Source organism: Martinezella lusitana, assembly GCF_010668395.1.
Taxonomy (GTDB): domain Bacteria; phylum Pseudomonadota; class Alphaproteobacteria; order Rhizobiales; family Rhizobiaceae; genus Rhizobium; species Rhizobium lusitanum_A.
This window is the reverse complement of record NZ_WUEY01000025.1, coordinates 17,036-35,501: the sequence shown is the minus strand read 5'-3', so window position 1 is coordinate 35,501 and position 18,466 is coordinate 17,036. Positions and strand designations below refer to the sequence as shown.

Sequence of the window (18,466 nt, the reverse complement as noted above, 5' to 3'; positions counted from 1 at the left end):
GTTCGCGCGCGATAGCGATGTCGTTCAGAAGAGACGATCAGTCCGCAAGGTCGCCGGAAAGCAGCCCGGCCGGCATGTTCTGATAGGATACCGGGCGCAGGAAACGCCGGATCGACAAGGTGCCGACGCTGGTCGCGCCAAAATTCGTCGATGCCGGATAAGGGCCGCCGTGAACCATGGAATCCACCACCTCGACGCCGGTCGGGAAGCCATTGACCAACACGCGCCCGGCCTTGCGCTCCAGCACCGCCAGAAGACGGCGCGCCGCGGCGATATCGTCTCCATCCATATGCAGGGTCACGGTCAACTGACCGGCGAAGCCACGGGCTAGCCTTTCCATTTCATCGAGTGAGCCGACACGCACCACAAGCCCAAGCGGACCGAACACTTCCTCTCCCAGCAGATGATCTGCAAGGAAGGCCGCTGCCGTCGTTTCGAACAGGTTGGGGGCGGCGCTGCGCCCGGATTGCTCGGTGACGAGGAGAGGCCTGATCCCGTCGCGGGACGCCAAGCGCTGCTGGCCGGCGCGATAAGCTCTGGCAATCCCGTCGGTCAGCATGGTTTGCGGCGCCATTCCGGCAAGCGTCTCGACTGTCGCCTTTACGAAGCGGTCGGCATCGGCGCCATCCAATACCACCGCGATGCCGGGATTGGTGCAGAACTGACCGGCGCCCATCGCCAGCGACCCTGCCCAGCCCTGCCCCATGGCTTCCGCGCGCGCGTGCATGGCGTGCGGAAGCACGAACATCGGGTTCACCGAACCAAGCTCGCCGAAAAATGGAATAGGCTCCGGCCGCGCGGCGCAAAGATCGAACAATGCACGACCGCCCGCAAGCGAACCGGTGAAGCCGACTGCCTTGATCATCGGATGCTGTACGAGAGCGTGGCCGACCTCGCGGCTGCCGCCCTGGATCAGCGAGAAGACCCCGGGATGCATGCCCGTCTTGCGGATGGCAGCATCGATCGCCTCCGCTACAATTTCGCCGGTACCGGGATGGGCGGAGTGTCCCTTGACCACGACCGGGCAACCGGACGCAAGGGCCGCTGCCGTGTCGCCGCCTGCCGTCGAGAAGGCGAGCGGAAAATTGGACGCACCAAAGACCGCGACCGGACCGATGGGCCGCTGAAGCAGTCGGATGTCCGGGCGCGGCGCCGGCTTGCGATCCGGCAAAGCCGCATCGAAGCGCCGATCGAGATAGTCGCCCTTTTCGATATGATCGGCAAACAGACGCAACTGGCCGACCGTTCGGCCGCGCTCACCTTCTAGGCGCGCTTCCGGCAGGCCGGTTTCCTGGCTGCCGATCATGGTAATGGTTGCGCCCCGCGCCTCGATCTCCTCCGCGATGACATGCAGGAAGGCTGCGCGCGTGCCGCGTGTCGAATAGCCATAGCTCCAGAAAGCGTCTTCCGCCGCCTCGCAGGCACGGGCAACCAGCTCCACCGTGCCGATGGAAAAATCATGCGGCCGGCCATGCGCCGGCACGGAGGGAAAATGCCCCTCGCCCTCAAGCCATTCACCTGCAATCAGATGTTTTCCGTGAGGCGTGAAATCCATGATCTTCCCTTTCCCTTGCCGATGCGCTGAAATGCGTGGTAGCGTTGCTTTATGCGTGTCGATTTTTTGTATACTTTTTGTATTTACAATTTTCGCACCTATGATGCAAGCAAGTGAACCATGGGAGAATTCAGATGAGCGACGTCACCACCTTGACGCCGGACGCGCTGCAAGGCCGCGTCGTGGCGATCCTTTCGAAAGCCGGCCTCAGCGAGCAGCAGGCCGCCGCAATCGCACGGGTCATCGTCGCCGGCGAGCGCGACGCCTGCAAATCCCACGGCATCTACCGCATCGAAGGCGTTCTGCGCGCGGTCAAAGCCGGCAAGGCGCGGCCGGATGCGGTGCCGGTGCTGGAACAGCGCGATGACTCCGCCATAGTACGCGTCGATGCCAAGAGCGGCTTCTCGAATGCCGCCTTCGAGCTCGGCGCACCGGTGCTTGCCAAGCGGGCTCGCCGCTTCGGCATAGCCGCGCTCGCCATCAACGACTGCACGCACTTCGCAGCCCTTTGGCCGGAAGTGGAAGCCTTGACGGATCGAGGTCTTGCGGCCTTCGCCATGTGCCCGAGCTATTCCACGGTAGCGCCTGCCGGCGGCACCGCCCCGCTCCTGGGGACGAACCCGTTCGCCTTCGGCTGGCCGCGCCTCGACAGTCCGCCTTATGTCTTCGACTTCGCCACTTCCGTTGCCGCGCGCGGCGAGATCGAGCTGCATCGCCGGGCCGGCAAGTCTCTGCCGGAGGGCTGGGCCATAGATGCCGATGGCCAACCGACCACGGATCCGGAAGCGGCCCTCGCCGGCGCGATGCTGCCTTTCGGAGGCCATAAGGGTTCGGCCATCGGCACGATGATCGAGCTTCTGGCGGGTGTCATGATCGGTGATTTCACCAGCCGCGAAGCACTCGACTACCTGGGGTCGACGGCGTTTGCCCCACGGCACGGCGAACTGATCGTCGCCTTCTCGCCGGAAGCCTTCTCAGCCGGCAGGCCCGGCAATCCACTTGCCCGCGCCGAAACGCTGTTCGAAGCGATCGCCGGCCAGGGCGCCCGCCTTCCCTCGCAGCGCCGTTTCGCCGCCCGCGCTCGCGCGCAAAAAGAGGGTATCCCGCTGACATCCGATGAAATCCGCCAGCTCGACCGGCTTCAGGAACTCGGCCTCGATGCCGTGGCCTGAATGGTCCCGCCCATGTCAAGCCATGGGCGGAAAACCCGCATGGAACAATAAAAAAGGGGCCTTCTCGAAGGCCCCTTTTACTTATGACCAAGCTGAGACGGCAGCCTCAGGCCTTGTACTTTTCCACCGCGCCGGGAAGCTTGCTCCACTCGGCGTACCAGGTGTTGAACAGCTTGAATTGCGCCTCGACGTAACCGCGCTGGCTTTCATTCAGGGCATCGCTTTCGTTGAAGTGGAGTTCGTACTCCCTGTCTCCCTTCAGCACCATCATGTGCTTGAAGAAGAGAACCAGATCCGGACCTTCATCGAAGGACGACAGGATGGCAAACGCCTGCTCGAGTTCAAGCGCGCGCTGGCGCGCGTCGACGTCGCCGGTGGCAGCAGCCTGCGCGAGATTGCAAAGATGGATGACTTCCTTGGGCAGAACGTTGCCGATGCCGGTGATGGCACCGGTTGCGCCGCAGTTGACGAAACCATGGAAGACGGCCGTGTCGACGCCGATCATCAGCGATACGTCGTCATCGCGGCTGGTGATGTTTTCGGCGGCATAACGCATATCGGCCGGGCCACCGAACTCCTTGAAGCCGACGAGGTTGGCATGCTCGGCCCGCAATGCGAAAAACAGATCGGCACGCGTCGCAAAGCCATAATAAGGGCTGTTGTAGATGACGGCCGGAAGATTCGGCGCGGCGGTCAGGATCGCCTTGAAGTGCGACTTCTGGGCAGAGATCACCGAACCGCGCGACAGGACGCGGGGAATGACCATCAGGCCCCGAGCGCCAACCTTCTGTGCATGCGCGGCGTGGGCGACCGCCGATGCCGTGTTGACGGCGCCGGTGCCGACGATGACGGGCACGCCCGCCTTGACCAGGCGCTCGACGCCTTCCATGCGCTGCGCGTCGCTCAGGAGCGGCCAATCGCCCATCGAGCCGCAATACACCACTGCCGACATGCCATCGGCGATCAATTGCTTGCCCTTGCGCACGAGCGCGTCGAAATCGGGGCTGCGATCGGCTTTGCACGGGGTCATCAGGGCGGGGATCACGCCGGAGAAAATGCTGGACTTCATCTGTCTATCCTCTTGGCTGGGGGTGGATCGGCAAACCAGCCCAGCCGCGCTCGCCGCCGTGCCTTACCGTCTTTGCAGCATTGATATACTTTTGTATTTAATTTGTCGACAAGAAATATGCAAAGCTAGAGCTGGATATCGAGACGGTCCCCACGCACCAGCAATTTCTGGACCTGGCTGACGATCTGTTCCGCATGCTCGCGCGCAAGACGTTCGGCAAGCTCCGTATCGCGCGCGGCGACGGCTGCGATGATTTCGTCGTGCTCCTCGACGAAGCGGCGGGGCAGGCGATCATTATAAGATTGATAATAGAGGCGCAGAATGCGCCGGCCCTCATTCAATAGCCGTGTGAAAAGGCCGGTGAAATAGGGATTGCGGCCAGCCTCGGCGATCGCAAGATGCAGCGCGGCATTGGTGGAGATCATGGCGAGCGCATCCTGTGCCTCGACTGCAGCCGCGAATTCCGCCTGGAGAGCCCGCACGACCTCCAGATCCTCCGGCCGGTGGTATTTGGCGGCAAGCTGTGTCGTGACCCGGTACATCAGGACAAGCGCGTCGAAATAGCTATGCATGTTGAGGAAATCGATCGGCGACACCATTGTCGAGCGGTTGGGCAGCGTATCGATCAGCCCCTCGCCTGCAAGCCGCACCAGCGCTTCGCGGATCGGCGTGCGCGACATGCCGAAACGCTCGGAAAGCTGCACCTCGTCGATAGGACTGCCCGGCGGCAGTTCCAGATCCAGAATTTCGTCCCGCAAGATATCATAGACCACCTTCACGCCGGAGCCGCGCTTGCGCTCGTTTCTGAGGCTTGTTTCATTATCCATGGTTTGCCGACCTCTTCTTTCAGGGTGAGAAATAAAGGGGCGTGTCCGGTAAATCAACGGCACTCTGCGCTCCCGCAGCTCTCAAACGAAGCTGGGTCGGCATTTGATCGGGACAATCATGATTAGCGCTTGCGGCACTGGATTGCTGGATCGGGGTTGCTCGGGCGGTCGGCGCCTCCGCGGTTCAATACGCTGACAACCGATCGAGGTTCCCTCGCCTTCGCATCCAGCAGACCACGCTTCGGGATGGCATCCATCAGATGCTTACCCAAAAGAGAATTACCGACAAATGATCGTTTGGTAAGCGGCAAGCGCCATTAACTTTGCGAAAATTTGCGCGTATGAGTGGATGAAAAATGACTTGTGCACGTTTGACATGGGGATAGCTTGGAGGGAGTGGCGCCACAATAAAAATTGCGAACGGCGAGCGTCGGATACTGAAATAGAGGTCATAGCCCGCACAGATCTCACCCGAGACAACGGGCACGTTCCAGCACAGAAATAGAAAATGGGAGCAGAATGAAAAAGCTTATGGTTCTGGCGGCCATCGGTACGCTGGTTTTTTCCGGGCCGTCGATGGCCGCATCCGTCACAAGCAAGGGCGGTTACGAATACGATAAGAATATGTTGAGCGACCCGTCGGCTCTCAACTGGAACATCGAGGCATGCAGTCACGGCGCCATTACACCTGAAATCCAGGCGCAACTCGCCAGACTCATGGGCGTTTCCGGAGCAGATGTCCGACGCGAGTTTTGCCGCCGCGTGCTCACCGCTTACGCAAAAGGTGCCATTCCCTACGAGGACTACGTTCAGTTTGCCCAAGGCCACGTTATGGCTCCCAGCATTTTGCGGGCATTGAGGATCGCCGGTTCGCGCCCGCTGAAACCGCAAGGTCGCGACAGAGGCGACATCGTCCTTCCCGTTTCAGCAAGAATGGACTCTGGCGAGACATTCAAAGGCTCGACCATAGCGTCACACGGCAGCGGCCGCTTCTCGGTGCAGTCGTCACGCCGCTCGGTGAAATGTTCAGGCGCCTACGACCTGAGTGACCGCCGCCCGACAGTCACTCTTCCAGTCAAATGCTCGGATGGCCGTACCGGGAAAGTCGAGGTGACAAGAGCGCCCGACCTCATGTCAGCCTGGGGGAAGGTGAAGCTGTCAGACGGGAGCACCGGGCGACTGACCGTCGGCAAACGACCATGACCGCGTGGCATGGGGTTTTAACCCTGCATACCCGGCCGGGTGCGTAAGTGGAGCAAAGTGTCTGGCATGCTCAAGCGGCTTTCAATTGCGATGGACAGTGAAACCTGTTTATCTAATGAGAGATTGCAAGTGGCTGGACAGCAGAAGGCTGTGTTTGAAATGGCCCCCTATCTGCTATTATTTTTCATCTTCCTCACATGCGGCCTAGTCAATATGACGCTGCCTCGAAACTCTATTAGACCAGTGAGTGAACGAGACATCGAGAACGCTTACAAAGCGGCTTTCAAAATTGAATCCAAGGAAACGGTAGAGCGTCGAAAGCTCATAGGCCTCCTTCTGGTGATTGCATTGCTAATCGACGTGCTCCTCATCGTGTGGATATTTCGCTTCGCTTAATAGGTAGGCTTGCTAAGTGCGAGGAGACCCCAGGATGCGTCTCACCAATTATGTGGAATCTGGAAAGCGCGCTTGTCCCACCAAATCTACCCCCGGCCAGCTGCTAGCGAACGGTAGCCGGGCAAGTTTCCATGGTGGCCGAGTTCTGACTCAATAGGTTCATGAGTTCTGGCCGCGATGATTCTTTTAAAACGATGGCGCTTGCTGAACTACGCGCGCTGATTGGTAGTCTTGTCGGAGACGTACGAATGTTGCGGGCGGAAGTGGAGGCGCTACGCGTCGAAAACTGTAAGTTCGTCGAGACCAATGACGAACTGCTGGGTGACGAGATTGCCCGGATGAAGAAGCTGCCGCCGCGTCCGTCCATAAAGCCGTCGGGGATGGAGAAGGCGATTGAGCAAGGTAACTCTGGCCGAAGCAGTCACAAAAGACGCGGACGAGATGCCAAACACGATCGCGATCGGCTTAACCGGGAGGTTGTCGTCAAACCATCAGGATCGCGGTTCAAGGGATACGAGACATGCCTCGTGCGTGACATCGTGCTTGAAGCAGAACTGGTGCGATATCCTCGCGAGCGGTGGGTTACGCCCGATGGAAAAACGATTATTGTACCGATGCCGGATGGTTTATAGGGAGGGTTCGGCCCGACCTGCGGCACCATGAGCCTTGATGGCCGGATCGCACGCGATGTCATGCTCGGGCTGATGAAGACCTGCACAAAGTTCGGCATCGCCTTCTTCACTTACGTTGGCGATCGTCTTGGGCTCAGCAACTCAACGCAGTTCGTCCCATCACTTGCGCTGCTAGTTGCCAGCAAAGCTTGAAGACGCTGTGACCTATCGAGTCAGTCGAGATCAGCCCGTGGCGATGAAGAAGCGTAACAGGTTTGCATAACCTCGGGCATCATCAATCGCACGATGCGTATGCTCAACGGATCCCAGCCATTCGAGAGGATAGCGATCCACATCGCATTCCCATTGAGGCCGTCCGGTTTTGCCGGAGATAAATGACATGAGGCAGAGCGGAGCATGCCTGAACAGACGATCAGAGATCCACGGCCCCTCTAACAACGGCCGGCTCGTGAAGCGCCTCAGGTAGTAGTCGAACCACGGTGCATCGACCGCGAGAGGATGCGCTGTAAAAATCGGCTCCCCTTCGAATGATCGAATCCAATCGACGAAGCGTCCAATAACATTGGGGCAAGCTTCGGGATTTTCTGTCGAGGCCGCCCAGGCTTCCGGGTGCCGATGCCAAAACGCCATGGTGCTTGCGTCGCGGACAGCTCCGTCAAGCGGTTCCAGCACAGCTTCGAATTCGCCGAGGATGGAACCCGTCGCCGAAACTGCGACGGAGCCAAACGACAACATCGAGTTCGCGCCTGGCGTAGGTCCGTCAAATTCGCAATCCGTGACCACATAGAATGGCAGCATGCTTTCCTCTTAAGATAGATTTGGACAGCCCGGAACCACGACGCGTTCGATCCACTGGGATACCATCAATTTTTGGCACGGTCTCTATTTGCGAACAACCCGCAGGGGTCTCGTTGCCCGGAAATCTGCCCCAGTCACCTCGAACGCATCAAACACCAGTTGGCTCAATAGCTTGAGAACATGGTTAATGCCTTCCTTAAGAGAAGCTATTCGGCAGTTTGCTTCCGCCATTCATGCATCGCGTCATGCATGTGTCTCATGCGAGCATGGATGATAGCCATCGTCGGCCCGACCCAAAAGATGGCTCACGGCCCTCCAGCCTGGCTCAAAGAGCTTTGCGCAGTGCGTAAACCCACCTTACTTTGACTGGGATTGCAGGCTCTTCATCGCTTCGAGGTCTTCGTGCGAGACGAACTCGCAAGCCAGCAAGGTCTTGCCCGGGAAGGCTGCCGACTCTCGGGCGATGACGGATACGATACCCATGTCGGCGGCAGGCTGCTCTGCCTTTGCCAACGCGCGTCCGTATGATTTCGTCGCGGTTCCGAAGAGATTGCCAAGGCCGTCCGATGACAGGTGATAAGACTTGGCAAGATCGTCGGCACGCAGACCCTCCACCAGCACACCGAAGCTGGTGCCGGCGAAGACGACTTCGTCCGCCTCGAAGCCTTGCCTGCCGAAGTCCGCGGGCAGTTTATAGACGGCCGCAGTCATGAGTGACGTATCGGCCTTCGCGAGCTTTTCGGCCTCATCGTACATTCTCGTGGCGGAGGCTGACGAATATGGCGGCTTGCAAAGTGCGGCATCGAAGAAAGTCGATTTTTCGAACGCGAGGGCATTCGAGCCGAGCGAAAGAGCAAGAATGGTGCCGAGTGACAGAGATGCTGTTATATTCAAGATATGGTCCCAGATGACGGCTGAATCATGCGAGCTTGGGTTTCCGATCACGCCATTGCATGTACCGTCGCGACAGGCACGAGCCAAGCCGCTTCTTACGGCTATCTCCAGAATCTTCGTCATTGTTCGCGTCTCCTATCGATGTGCCCATGGAGCGAACCCGAACGAATTCCGATGTTGCTTCTGATGACGAGCCCCCTCGCTTCGAGGCGTTGACCGACAGCACGTTCGCCTCGGTCGCACTCCGGAGGACAGGTGGGCAACCTGCCCCTTCATGGTGCCATTCCAATCGAATCCGATCCTGATGCAGGCAAGCACGCATTATCAGATGGCCAAGAAATCCCGGCCTGCTTCGATCCGATTGCACGACGGCGCGTCGTGCCCCTCCCCTTCTGTCGCCCCGTTCGAGTGAACCTGATCTCCTCTCTCGACAGATGGAGGTGCGGATAATGAGAAAATGTGGGGATGGCTATTACGGAAGATGATTGCGGCCCCGCATTCGCCGCGGACAACCAATACGCACCATGCGCCGCCGCGATGGCTTCGGCGGAACGATGCGGCTGTCCGTCGCTGTACACTCTTACATTGATTGATGAGCCGTTCAGAAGATGTGCCGGTCGGAAAATCGCGCCTGGCGCATTGCAACGCTGTTGCCGTGTCAAACGAAAATCGAGGCATGCGACACTGCGACACTTTTGCAAGCTGCCTGTTACGGATTACAGCTTAAGCGAAGGAGCACCGCGTACGCGGTACATCTCGCGGCATGGCGAAAGCTAACCGCACAATCATAAAATCCCGTTAACCAAACTTGCTGAGTGCAACGCCACCCAATATATGGTCATCGACTTGGTTTGAGGGCAAATAGCGAGGACGGATTTCTTTCCGTTCCGTCAAAATCACTTCACAATCAATCCGTAATTGATTTGCACGCAGAGGAACGATTTCATGGAAGAACCTTGGACGACCAATCGCGGACCGATCGCCGCGACCGAGCTCGACGTGAAGAAGGCGGCCGCGATCAACTCGCTCTTGCTTCGCCCGATCGACATCCTGCCCGCAAAGGCCGGCGATACGATCCGTCCTTTCGCGCTCGGCCTCTGGAACGAAATCCGGCCGCTTCTGAAACCCGACGTGCCGGTCATGTCGTTGCGCCGCTCCACCAGCGCGTTTCTCCATTCCAAACGATATTACTATGCTTGCGCTCAATCCGACTCGATGCGGCATGATCTCGCCGGCAATCCCGTCGAGCCGCTTTCGGCTGAGGACAGGCTGGCGGCACAGGAGCGACTGAACGCGCTGCGGCAGGCACCCGCCAAGGCCAGCACCCATCGAGACGAGCCGGCACCCTCACCGCCCGCCGTCAGCAAAGCCGAACTCATTCGCGCGTCGCTCCTAGGTCGCAGCAAACGCTCCGATCGCGTCGCCCGCTGACGCTTATAGCCGCGCAAGCCTCATCAAAATGAAATCGGCAAGCCGCCCGTTGGAAGGCGGTGCTTAAACAGCGCTGACGGCTAAGGTTTCCACTCCACTCTGTTGAACAGCGCACAGCCAAAGACGGGCTCGCCTTCGTTTTTGGCGAGCAATGAACGGCACTTGAGATGTGCCGGTAGTCCGCGGACCACCGGGTAAAATGCGCCCCTATCGAAAAGAGGGGCTCGCTCCGCGCAATCGCATCACATCGAATTATGATAGGCCCATCATCATAGTAGTCCGCGGACTACTAGGTGTACGATGTCGATCTCCGAACATTGTTCGGTCGCAATTGCCAGGAACCGACGAAACAGTAAAGCGCCGCGCGGCAAATATGCTGTTGATGTCCAAAAAACTGCTCGAAAGCTGCCCTTTATCTAAGCATTTGTAAAACGGACACGAATCGGCGCATATTATAACTGCGTAGTTCAGTAGCATTCCGTCACAATTGCGCAGTTCATTGGGAAAACAACGATGCAGCCGAATCTCGCGCTCCAAGAAGATCAAGAGCACCTTCCAACGCTTCTGGCGACAGATGCGCAAGAATTGTCTTATCAGCTCCAGCAGCATCAGGCAAAGATCTTCCCGCCGCAGGCACAGAAAACCATGAGGACGTTCTCGCCAGCCGAGGCTGCCGCGTTCATCGGCATTGGAGAAGGCTATCTACGCCAGATCGCAGCCGAGGGCCACGGACCGGATCCGCTCGCCAACGGGCGGCGGCTTTATGCGGCGGAAGATATGGACCGGATCCGCAAGGTTCTGGACGAACGGAACGGAACACCGAAATACGTTCCGTGGCGCCGCGGGTCTGAAAAACTCCAGGTCATCTCGGTCATGAATTTCAAGGGCGGCTCGGGCAAGACCACCACCGCCGCTCACCTCGCGCAGTATCTGGCGCTGAGGGGCTACCGCGTGCTTGCGATCGATCTCGATCCCCAGGCGTCTCTGTCGGCCCTGTTCGGGCATCAGCCTGAGATCGATGTCGGTGAAAACGAAACGCTCTACGGCGCAATTCGCTATGAAGAGCCCCGCCCGGTCGCTGACATCGTTCGTTCAACCTATACGCCGAACATGCATCTGATCCCCGGAAATCTCGAGCTCATGGAATTCGAGCACGAAACACCACGAGCAATGGCGGCGGGCCGGGCCGAAACGATGTTCTTTGCACGCATTGGCGAAGTTCTGACCGAGATCGAGAGTTTCTACGACGTGGTGGTCATCGACTGCCCGCCGCAGCTCGGTTTTTTGACGATGTCCGCGCTCTGCGCTGCGACATCGATCCTCATCACCGTTCACCCGCAGATGCTCGACGTCATGTCGATGTCGCAATTCCTCACCATGACCAGCGAACTCATGTCCGTGGTCGAAAAGGCAGGCGGCCGCACCAGCTACGACTGGATGCGCTATCTCGTCACGCGCTTCGAACCCAATGACGGGCCGCAAAGCCAGATGACCGGTTTCATGAGAGCGATCTTCGGCAACCGCATGCTTCAGAGCGCCATGGTCAAATCGACGGCTGTAGCCGATGCCGGCGTCACCAAACAAACCCTTTATGAGGTCGATCGTGCTCAGTTCACCAGGGGCACCTACGACCGCGCGATGGATTCGCTCAATCTCGTCAACAGCGAGATCGAGACGCATATCCGCCTGACCTGGGGAAGGAAATAAGTAGATGGCGCGAAAAAATCTCCTGGAAATCTCGGCGCCCAACACGGGGCGCACAGACGCCCCGTCTGCAAAGGACAGTCGCCCCATTGCCGGCTTCCTGCCACAGGCAAGGGGCTCCGGTCCGGTCGGAGGCATCACTAGAACGCTTGGCAACATCACGGAAAAGATGGAACGCGCCAGCGACCTCGAACGACAGCTGGCTGAGGGACAAACCGTCGTCGAACTCGAACCGGAGCTGATCGACGGCTCGTTCGTTGCCGATCGTCTTGAGATAGACGTGGTCGAACTCGGCCAGCTTGTCGACCAGATACGCGAGCACGGGCAGCAGGTGCCGATTCTTGTGCGTCCGCATCCGGAATCGAGGGGACGTTTTCAAGTCGCCTACGGGCACCGCCGCCTGGCGGCTGCAAAGGAACTCGGCATCAAGGTGCGGGCTGTCGTGCGCCAGCTCACCGACGATCAGCTGGTGGTCAGCCAAGGTCAGGAAAACAGCGCACGCACCAATTTGTCCTACATAGAGCGAGCCCTGTTTGCCTTGCGGCTCGAGCAGCGCGATTTCGGCCGTGATATCATCATGGCCGCGCTTGGCGTGGACAAGGCGGCCCTCTCCAAGATGCTGATCGTGACCAGACAGGTGCCCATGGCTCTTATCAGCGCCATAGGCCCTGCTCCTGAAATCGGACGGCGACGCTGGCTCGAATTGGGAGAACGTCTGGAAGGCGTCGCGCCAGAGCCGATCATTGCCGAGTTGTCCGCGGACAACTACCGCAAAATGTCCAGCGACGAACGCTTTCAGCAGGCGTTGGCTTTGGCGACAGGTAAGCCGGTTTCGGCCAAATCGACCGCACAGCCATCATCCATAACCGGCATTCCGGTAACTTTTAAACGAACGCCGGCGCGCGCCACTTTTGTTTTTGACAGCAAGGCTGCGCCCGGTTTCGACCAGTTCGTTGAAGAAAGACTGAGATCTCTCTTCAATGAGTTTCAACAGCGAAAGGAAACGTAACCCGCAAAAGAAAAAGGCCCCCAAACGACGCTGTCGTGGAAGCCCTTCTCTGATCTTAAGCAAATCGAGAATCGCATTTCCCCGAATCACAGTCAAGAGTATTTGGCGCCGTTTTGGTGAGCAGAGTTCTTTTGCCCCAACGTAGGTGAAAGAAAATGGAAGCCGAATATGTAACGACGCCTTTTGGGCGGCGGCCGATGACGCTTGCCATGTTGATAGCTCAAAGACGAGCTGAACATGACAAACCAGTCAAGTCCGTCGACAAATGGAAAATTCATCGTGCGCTTTGCGAGGCGAAACCTCTTCTCGGGGTAACCGACCGGGCGCTAGCAGTTCTCAATGCGCTCTTGAGCTTCTATCCGAAGAACGAACTCTCGGATGATGCCAACCTGATCGTATTTCCGTCGAACGCGCAATTGTCTCTGCGAGCCCATGGCATGGCCGAGCAGACCATCCGCCGCCACCTGGCAGCACTCATCGCTGCCGGTCTGCTTGTCCGCAGGGATAGCCCCAACGGCAAGCGTTATGCTCGTCGGAGCAGGGCAGGGGACCTCAGCGAGGCCTATGGTTTCTCGCTGGCGCCTCTGCTGACCCGTGCCGAAGAGATCGAACGCCTGGCAGCCCAGGTCGCCGCAGAGCGCCTTCACGTCCAGAGCCTGCGCGAACGCATAAGCCTTCACCGGCGCGATATCACCAAGCTCATCGAAACCGCCATTGCGGAGGCGATCGAAGGTCCATGGGAAACGGTCCATACCGGCTTTCGCTGCCTGATCGATGGCCTGGCCCGTTCTCCGACGACACAAGAGCTGGAAACTCTTTTGGATAAACTCGGCCGTCTGCACGCCGAAATTATCAACCGATTGGAAACACACGCAAAAGCCCCGAAATTGGGCGGCAATCCCTATCAGAATGAGCGGCACATACAGAATTCAGACTCCGAATCTCAAATTGAATCTGAAACCTGGGCAGAACAGCAGAAATCGGGACCCACTAGCCTCGTTGTTCCGCAGAGAGTTCCTGTCTCTGAAGGAATTGAGACGGCTTCAGCTCGTTTTAGCGCAGCATCCTTCGTACCTCGCCGTTCTCACACTGATACCGAAACTCCAAAGGTACGGACTGAGCTGAAATCATTCCCGTTGGATCTCGTTCTGCGTGCCTGCCCGGAGATTGTGTCTTATGGACCGGCAGGTGAAATCGGCAGCTGGCGGGATCTGCTCGCCGCCTCGATTATCGTCAAATCAATGCTCGATATCAGCACGGCTGCCTATCAGGAGGCCTGCGCTACCATGGGTACGGAAAACGCCGCGACGGTGATGGCCTGCATCCTGCAACGCGCAGAACATATCAACTCCGCTGGCGGTTATCTCCGCGATCTGACGCGACGTACACAGAAAGGAGAGTTTGCCATTGGTCCCATGCTTATGAGCCTGTTGCGGGCAAATACGGCCCTGCCTGCCCACAAAGCGGCGTAACTCGGCACCGCACCGATACTGAAGACCGGGATCCGGTTCTGTCATTAACCCAGGGTTCTATAGGGACCACGGGATCACTGAAACCATCCGAGGCATCAGCGATTTCATTCGGTGAGCCAAAGGTTCTGCGTGACCATTGTAGATCGAGCGGTAGCAAAGTGCCGAGTAGCTTCCGCTTTGGACGCTTATTTGAATAAAATCAATTAGCTAGGAAGGGTACAAAATTCAGTCGAAATGACAAGATCAACCGTGAAAGACGTGTCCGGTACCCGAGAACACCCGATTTTTATGCCGCTTTTGCCGGCAAATGTCCATATGTTTCGACTCGGAAGTCGCTTCCGCACTCAGAGAGTGAGAAGTCAAGCAATCGCATAATTCGCGCCGGAGCAGCCATGCATCGTGGAGGCATCCCCAAAACGAAAACGACGATCCCGTTCTGGACCGTCGCTTGTCTAATTCTCCGGCCGAGGCGGAACGGATATTACTGCGGATCACAAATTGGTATCGGCCGGGCGGGCGGTGCCGGATGGTCCTTCTTGTATTGAACGATGATCGGCTCAAGGGTCTCCCTAGGCCAAAACTTCGGCGTGCCGATTTCCTTCAGGCAGGACTCGTTCCAGTACAAGCCTGACTGCGCCGGCGAGCGGCCGGCGGCAACGGCCTTGGCAACCGCTTTGATGTCCGAGGACTCCGGATAGATGTAAAGCGTTGTCGGATTGTCCTTCACCATGGAGATGATCTGGTTGGCATCCGAAGCCGACCAACTCGTGCAGCCATCGCTACGGCCGCCGGCATATTCCACCAGCTTTCCGAGCGGCACATATCCGTCACGGTTGGCATAGGGACTTTGCGGATCCTTCTTCATGCATATTCCGGCGACCTTCGCCGCGGCATGTCCGCCTATCGCCCGGGCGCGAGCATTCGCGGTTTCACCCTCGCCATCGAACTGGATGAAGGTGCGCAGGAAAGCGGCATCCTTGCTCTGGGAGAGCCGATAGTAGCCCTTGAAGCTCGTCTTCGTTTCCTCGGTCACATAGGAGCCGCCCATCGTCAGGTTCGAATCCATCGCATTGCCAAAATTCCTGGCACACATCCGGCCGTTGCCGAAGTCTGCGACGCCTTTGAGATCCCGGCCGCTGCCGTGCCCGGAGGAGACGACGCGGAACGTCTGCGTCGCCTCGCAGACGATATAGAACCGACCGGCCGACTTGCCGTCGGCCGGATTGTTGGGGCGCGTCGCGTCCATGGCGAAATAGCAGGGATTTCTGACTTTACCCTCGCTGACCTTGCGCATGTAGAGCGCGCGGGCTCTTTGCAGAATCGGCTGGGCGATCTGGCCTTCGCCTTGGCCGACATAAGCGGTCAGCCATGACGGAATTTCCGATTGACGTTCTGCGGCAAGGGATTGCGATGCTGCTGCGGGGACAATGATGGAAAGGGAGCAAAGGCTGAGCATCCTGACGATGCTTCGGAGGGCGTATCTCGACCGCACGGAATTGGATCTCCTATCAAACATCTCGGATCTGAACGCGCCGCTGCCGGCTACAGCGGTATCGACAGCCTGCCTGCCCCACAAGCACGACTGCCATGCACTCAGATCCAGAAACCATAGTTGTGCGCTGCTTTGCTGAACGTAGACCTAACGGAGGCGACGTTTCCTGGCCGCGACGGCAAATTCTTCGCTCGCCATTGGATTTTCTCGACCCGCTTCGCAGCATTCCTTACCGATCGCGGCGCAAATATGGCGAACTTCGGGCGGGCGGCCTTGGAAACTATCGAGCCCTCTGGCTCGCTCGATAGCGGGAATAATCTGCCATTGCCTCCGCTGCCAGCTCGAAAAGCTCCTTCGAGCCGGGCCGACCTTGAAGATGGATGAAAATCGGCCGGAGCTTGTCGGACTGCGCAATCGCCAGATAAGCGGTTTGCAGCGTTCGTTTGCTTAGCCAGTCAGGATCGCGATCGAAGGTGATATTCAATTTGGTCCGATCCATCCGATATTCGCTGGCAACGATCACGACCTGCGAAAGTAGGGTGCTCAGGAATATCGCGCCTATTCCTTGATCGCATTCAAAGGTCGACATGGGCTTCTCGTCGAACCAGAAAACAAAAAAGGGCCCCGAAGGGCCCTTTGACTTTCCAGGCTGAAAATCAGCGCTGGAGATTGACGAGTACGTCCAGCAGGTCGGAGCCTGTCTGGAAGACCTTGGAGTTGGCCGTGTAGCTCTTCTGCGCCTGGATCATGTCGGTCAGCTGGCCGGCCAGGTCGACGTTCGATGCTTCCAGCGAGTTCGACTGGATGTAGCCAAGGCCGTTGCTGTTGGCGAAGCTTGTGACGGTGACGCCGGAATCGGCATTGGCCTGATAGACGTTGCCGCTCAGAAGCGTCAGCTTGTCCGGGCTTGCGACGGTCGCCAGCGGGATCTGATAGATCGCCTTCGGGTCGCCTGTCTTGTAGTTGGCATAGACGACGCCGTTCTTGTCGATCGAGACGCCGGTCACCGGGCTTGCAGCCTGTCCGTCGGTCGAACCCTTCGAGCTGAAATCGGTCGCCTTCTGGGTCATCTGGGTCAGATCCATCGCGATCGAACCACCGGTTTTCGGGTCGGTAATGTTGAAGGTTCCGCCGCTCGTCATATTTCCGTTTGAATCAAATTTCAACGTGCTGGTGGCGAGCGGCCCCGAGGAATAAGGGAAAGAACTGGTGCCGGAGGTATTGGCGTCGGCGTTGCGATAGACGCTTACTTCCCACTGATCCGTCGTCGGCGGGGTTGCCGTCGGATCGGCTGCCTGCGTCTTGGTATAATAGATATCATACATGACAGTATTGCCGAGCTTGTCGTAGGCGACGACGGAGCTCTTCTGGGTGTTCGCCGTGGTGGTCGCCTGGTTCGCACTCGGAAGTGTCTCGGTCGAACTTGGTACAACGACCGACGCATTTGAATTGAGGTTGCCGGTAAAGCTGCCCGAAGTCGACGGCGAACTGGCAAGACCGCTCTGATTGACATTGATCGGCACCAGGCCATCGAAGCCGTTGACGACGACGGCGGGCGCTCCCGACTGATAGGAATAACCCATCAAGGTGTAGCCGGCGGAATTCACGAGATTGCCGTTGGCATCGGGCACGAAGTCGCCCGCGCGCGTCAGGACCGTCTTGCCGTCGGCGCCCTGCACGACGAAGAAGCCGGCGCCCTGGATCGACAGGTCGCTGGTCGACGAGGTCGAGACGGTGTCACCCTGCTGCGAAACCGAATAGCTGACATTCGTCTCGACGCTGCCGGAATTGTAGTTGCCGCCGCCCGAGGGCAGGATCAACGATGAAAAGCTGGCACTTGCCGACTTATAGGCCGTTGTGTTGACGTTCGCGATGTTGTCCGACACGGTGCTAAGGCGGTTTGCCTGCGCATTCATGCCTGAAACCGCCGTTTTCATGCTACCAAAGATGCTCATTGGTTCCTCGCACGTTGCTGATGCCGCCACGATAACCAGAGTGACTTGTGTGAAACTGGCTTTTTCCCAATGCCTTGAGGTCGAAAAGCCGCTGAAGACCTATTGCGGCGCGATATGGGGAGCCGGGAAATCCAGTACGCGGCTGGTATAGCTTTCGACCAGCGCGCTGAACGGCGTACCATCCGGGAGCTTCAGCACGGCGTGGTGCTCGAGGAGGAATGGAGGCAAGGTAAGCGGCACCGTGCCGGATAGCGGCAGTTTGGTTCCCGTGTCCCATCCCTCCGGCAGGGGTGCCCAAAGCAATTTGGCCGACAGATTCGTGCGTGTGAAATTGAGCGCCTGAACCGCGCGACCGAAGGCGATGTCGCTCGTATCGAGAGCCTTGTTCATCTCCGTCGTCAGCCTTGCCGGCAGATACCAATTGTCTGCCTCGGACAGGACCCGATCGCCGCAGGCGAGGCGAACGCGCCGATAGGCGACGGGTTCATCGGGGCCGACGGCGAGCAGCTGTCGGACCGTAGCGTCAGCCGGCTTGTCCTGCCCGCGTACACGCTGAGCGACGATTTTGGATCCATCGGGTGCAAGCTTGTGCTTGGCGCACCACCGGTCGAGCGTCAGCGTCGCGCTGGCATTGCTGAGGAGATCGGCATTCAAGGTCTGGAGGATGGCAAGCGCCTCCAGTCGCGAGGTCGGCGTATCCGACCATTGCGACGGAGCGGACATGTCCTGCGCCACTACGGTCTGCGTTCCAAGGGTGATGGCGATGGAACCGCTCAGGGCAAGGAAGCGGATGAGTGAAGAGGCTCTGAAGAGCATTGGCTATAAAATCCTGCGCGCAAACAATGTATGGGCCGAAC

Annotated in this window: 16 protein-coding genes; 7 read left to right on the top strand and 9 right to left on the bottom strand. The window is 58.5% G+C overall.

The features are described 5' to 3' along the window. Window positions 1-37: 37 nt before the first annotated feature. The gene (locus tag GR212_RS31465) at window positions 38-1,555 is read right to left on the bottom strand and encodes an aldehyde dehydrogenase (NADP(+)) (RefSeq protein WP_163992997.1); all 1,518 of its coding nucleotides are present in this window, start codon (window positions 1,553-1,555) and stop codon (window positions 38-40) included. 134 nt (window positions 1,556-1,689) lie between these two features. Between GR212_RS31465 and GR212_RS31460 the strand changes: the two genes are divergently transcribed. Then, window positions 1,690-2,727 carry an Ldh family oxidoreductase gene (locus tag GR212_RS31460; RefSeq protein ID WP_163992996.1) on the top strand — a complete coding sequence of 346 codons (1,038 nt, stop codon included), beginning with the start codon at window positions 1,690-1,692 and terminating at the stop codon, window positions 2,725-2,727. Window positions 2,728-2,833: 106 nt separating this feature from the next. Here the strand turns inward: GR212_RS31460 and GR212_RS31455 are convergent, their stop codons facing one another. Then, complete coding sequence (locus GR212_RS31455; protein WP_163992993.1) at window positions 2,834-3,796, bottom strand: dihydrodipicolinate synthase family protein; 963 nt, start codon at window positions 3,794-3,796, stop codon at window positions 2,834-2,836. A 125-nt stretch (window positions 3,797-3,921) separates the two neighbouring features. Then, complete coding sequence (locus GR212_RS31450; protein ID WP_163992992.1) at window positions 3,922-4,623, bottom strand: GntR family transcriptional regulator; 702 nt, start codon at window positions 4,621-4,623, stop codon at window positions 3,922-3,924. Window positions 4,624-5,142: 519 nt separating this feature from the next. Between GR212_RS31450 and GR212_RS31445 the strand changes: the two genes are divergently transcribed. Together GR212_RS31445 and GR212_RS31440 are read left to right on the top strand one after the other, a co-directional pair. Then, window positions 5,143-5,826, top strand: a complete 684-nt coding sequence (locus GR212_RS31445) for a hypothetical protein (RefSeq protein ID WP_163992990.1) — start codon at window positions 5,143-5,145, stop codon at window positions 5,824-5,826. 557 nt (window positions 5,827-6,383) lie between these two features. Next, on the top strand, window positions 6,384-6,854 hold the full coding sequence (locus GR212_RS31440; RefSeq protein ID WP_163992987.1) for a hypothetical protein: 471 nt from the start codon (window positions 6,384-6,386) through the stop codon (window positions 6,852-6,854). 222 nt (window positions 6,855-7,076) lie between these two features. Here the strand turns inward: GR212_RS31440 and GR212_RS31435 are convergent, their stop codons facing one another. Then, window positions 7,077-7,652: an exonuclease domain-containing protein gene (locus GR212_RS31435; RefSeq protein WP_163992986.1), complete on the bottom strand. Its 576-nt coding sequence runs from the start codon at window positions 7,650-7,652 to the stop codon at window positions 7,077-7,079. A gap of 357 nt (window positions 7,653-8,009) precedes the next feature. Further along, window positions 8,010-8,669: a hypothetical protein gene (locus GR212_RS31430; protein ID WP_163992984.1), complete on the bottom strand. Its 660-nt coding sequence runs from the start codon at window positions 8,667-8,669 to the stop codon at window positions 8,010-8,012. 822 nt (window positions 8,670-9,491) lie between these two features. Between GR212_RS31430 and GR212_RS31425 the strand changes: the two genes are divergently transcribed. The 4 genes from GR212_RS31425 (at window position 9,492) to repC (ending at window position 14,162) form a co-directional block, all read left to right on the top strand. After that, a complete protein-coding gene (locus GR212_RS31425; protein WP_163992982.1) occupies window positions 9,492-9,977 on the top strand; it encodes a ProQ/FINO family protein in 486 nt (161 codons plus the stop codon). Between the two features lie 513 nt (window positions 9,978-10,490). Further along, window positions 10,491-11,684 carry a plasmid partitioning protein RepA gene (gene repA, locus GR212_RS31420; protein WP_163992980.1) on the top strand — a complete coding sequence of 398 codons (1,194 nt, stop codon included), beginning with the start codon at window positions 10,491-10,493 and terminating at the stop codon, window positions 11,682-11,684. Between the two features lie 4 nt (window positions 11,685-11,688). Beyond that, a complete protein-coding gene (repB, locus tag GR212_RS31415) occupies window positions 11,689-12,690 on the top strand; it encodes a plasmid partitioning protein RepB (protein WP_163992978.1) in 1,002 nt (333 codons plus the stop codon). Between the two features lie 155 nt (window positions 12,691-12,845). After that, complete coding sequence (gene repC / locus GR212_RS31410; RefSeq protein WP_163992976.1) at window positions 12,846-14,162, top strand: plasmid replication protein RepC; 1,317 nt, start codon at window positions 12,846-12,848, stop codon at window positions 14,160-14,162. A 481-nt stretch (window positions 14,163-14,643) separates the two neighbouring features. On the opposite strand, the gene GR212_RS31405 is transcribed toward repC, so the two are convergent. The 4 genes from GR212_RS31405 to GR212_RS31390 form a co-directional block, all read right to left on the bottom strand. Then, on the bottom strand, window positions 14,644-15,654 hold the full coding sequence (locus GR212_RS31405; protein WP_163992974.1) for a murein L,D-transpeptidase catalytic domain family protein: 1,011 nt from the start codon (window positions 15,652-15,654) through the stop codon (window positions 14,644-14,646). 280 nt (window positions 15,655-15,934) lie between these two features. Beyond that, the gene (locus GR212_RS31400) at window positions 15,935-16,243 is read right to left on the bottom strand and encodes a hypothetical protein (protein ID WP_163992972.1); all 309 of its coding nucleotides are present in this window, start codon (window positions 16,241-16,243) and stop codon (window positions 15,935-15,937) included. A gap of 67 nt (window positions 16,244-16,310) precedes the next feature. Beyond that, window positions 16,311-17,609 (bottom strand): flagellar hook protein FlgE, encoded by a 1,299-nt coding sequence (locus tag GR212_RS31395; RefSeq protein WP_163992970.1) that lies wholly within the window; start codon window positions 17,607-17,609, stop codon window positions 16,311-16,313. Between the two features lie 99 nt (window positions 17,610-17,708). After that, window positions 17,709-18,425: a hypothetical protein gene (locus GR212_RS31390; RefSeq protein WP_163992968.1), complete on the bottom strand. Its 717-nt coding sequence runs from the start codon at window positions 18,423-18,425 to the stop codon at window positions 17,709-17,711. Window positions 18,426-18,466: the final 41 nt, after the last annotated feature.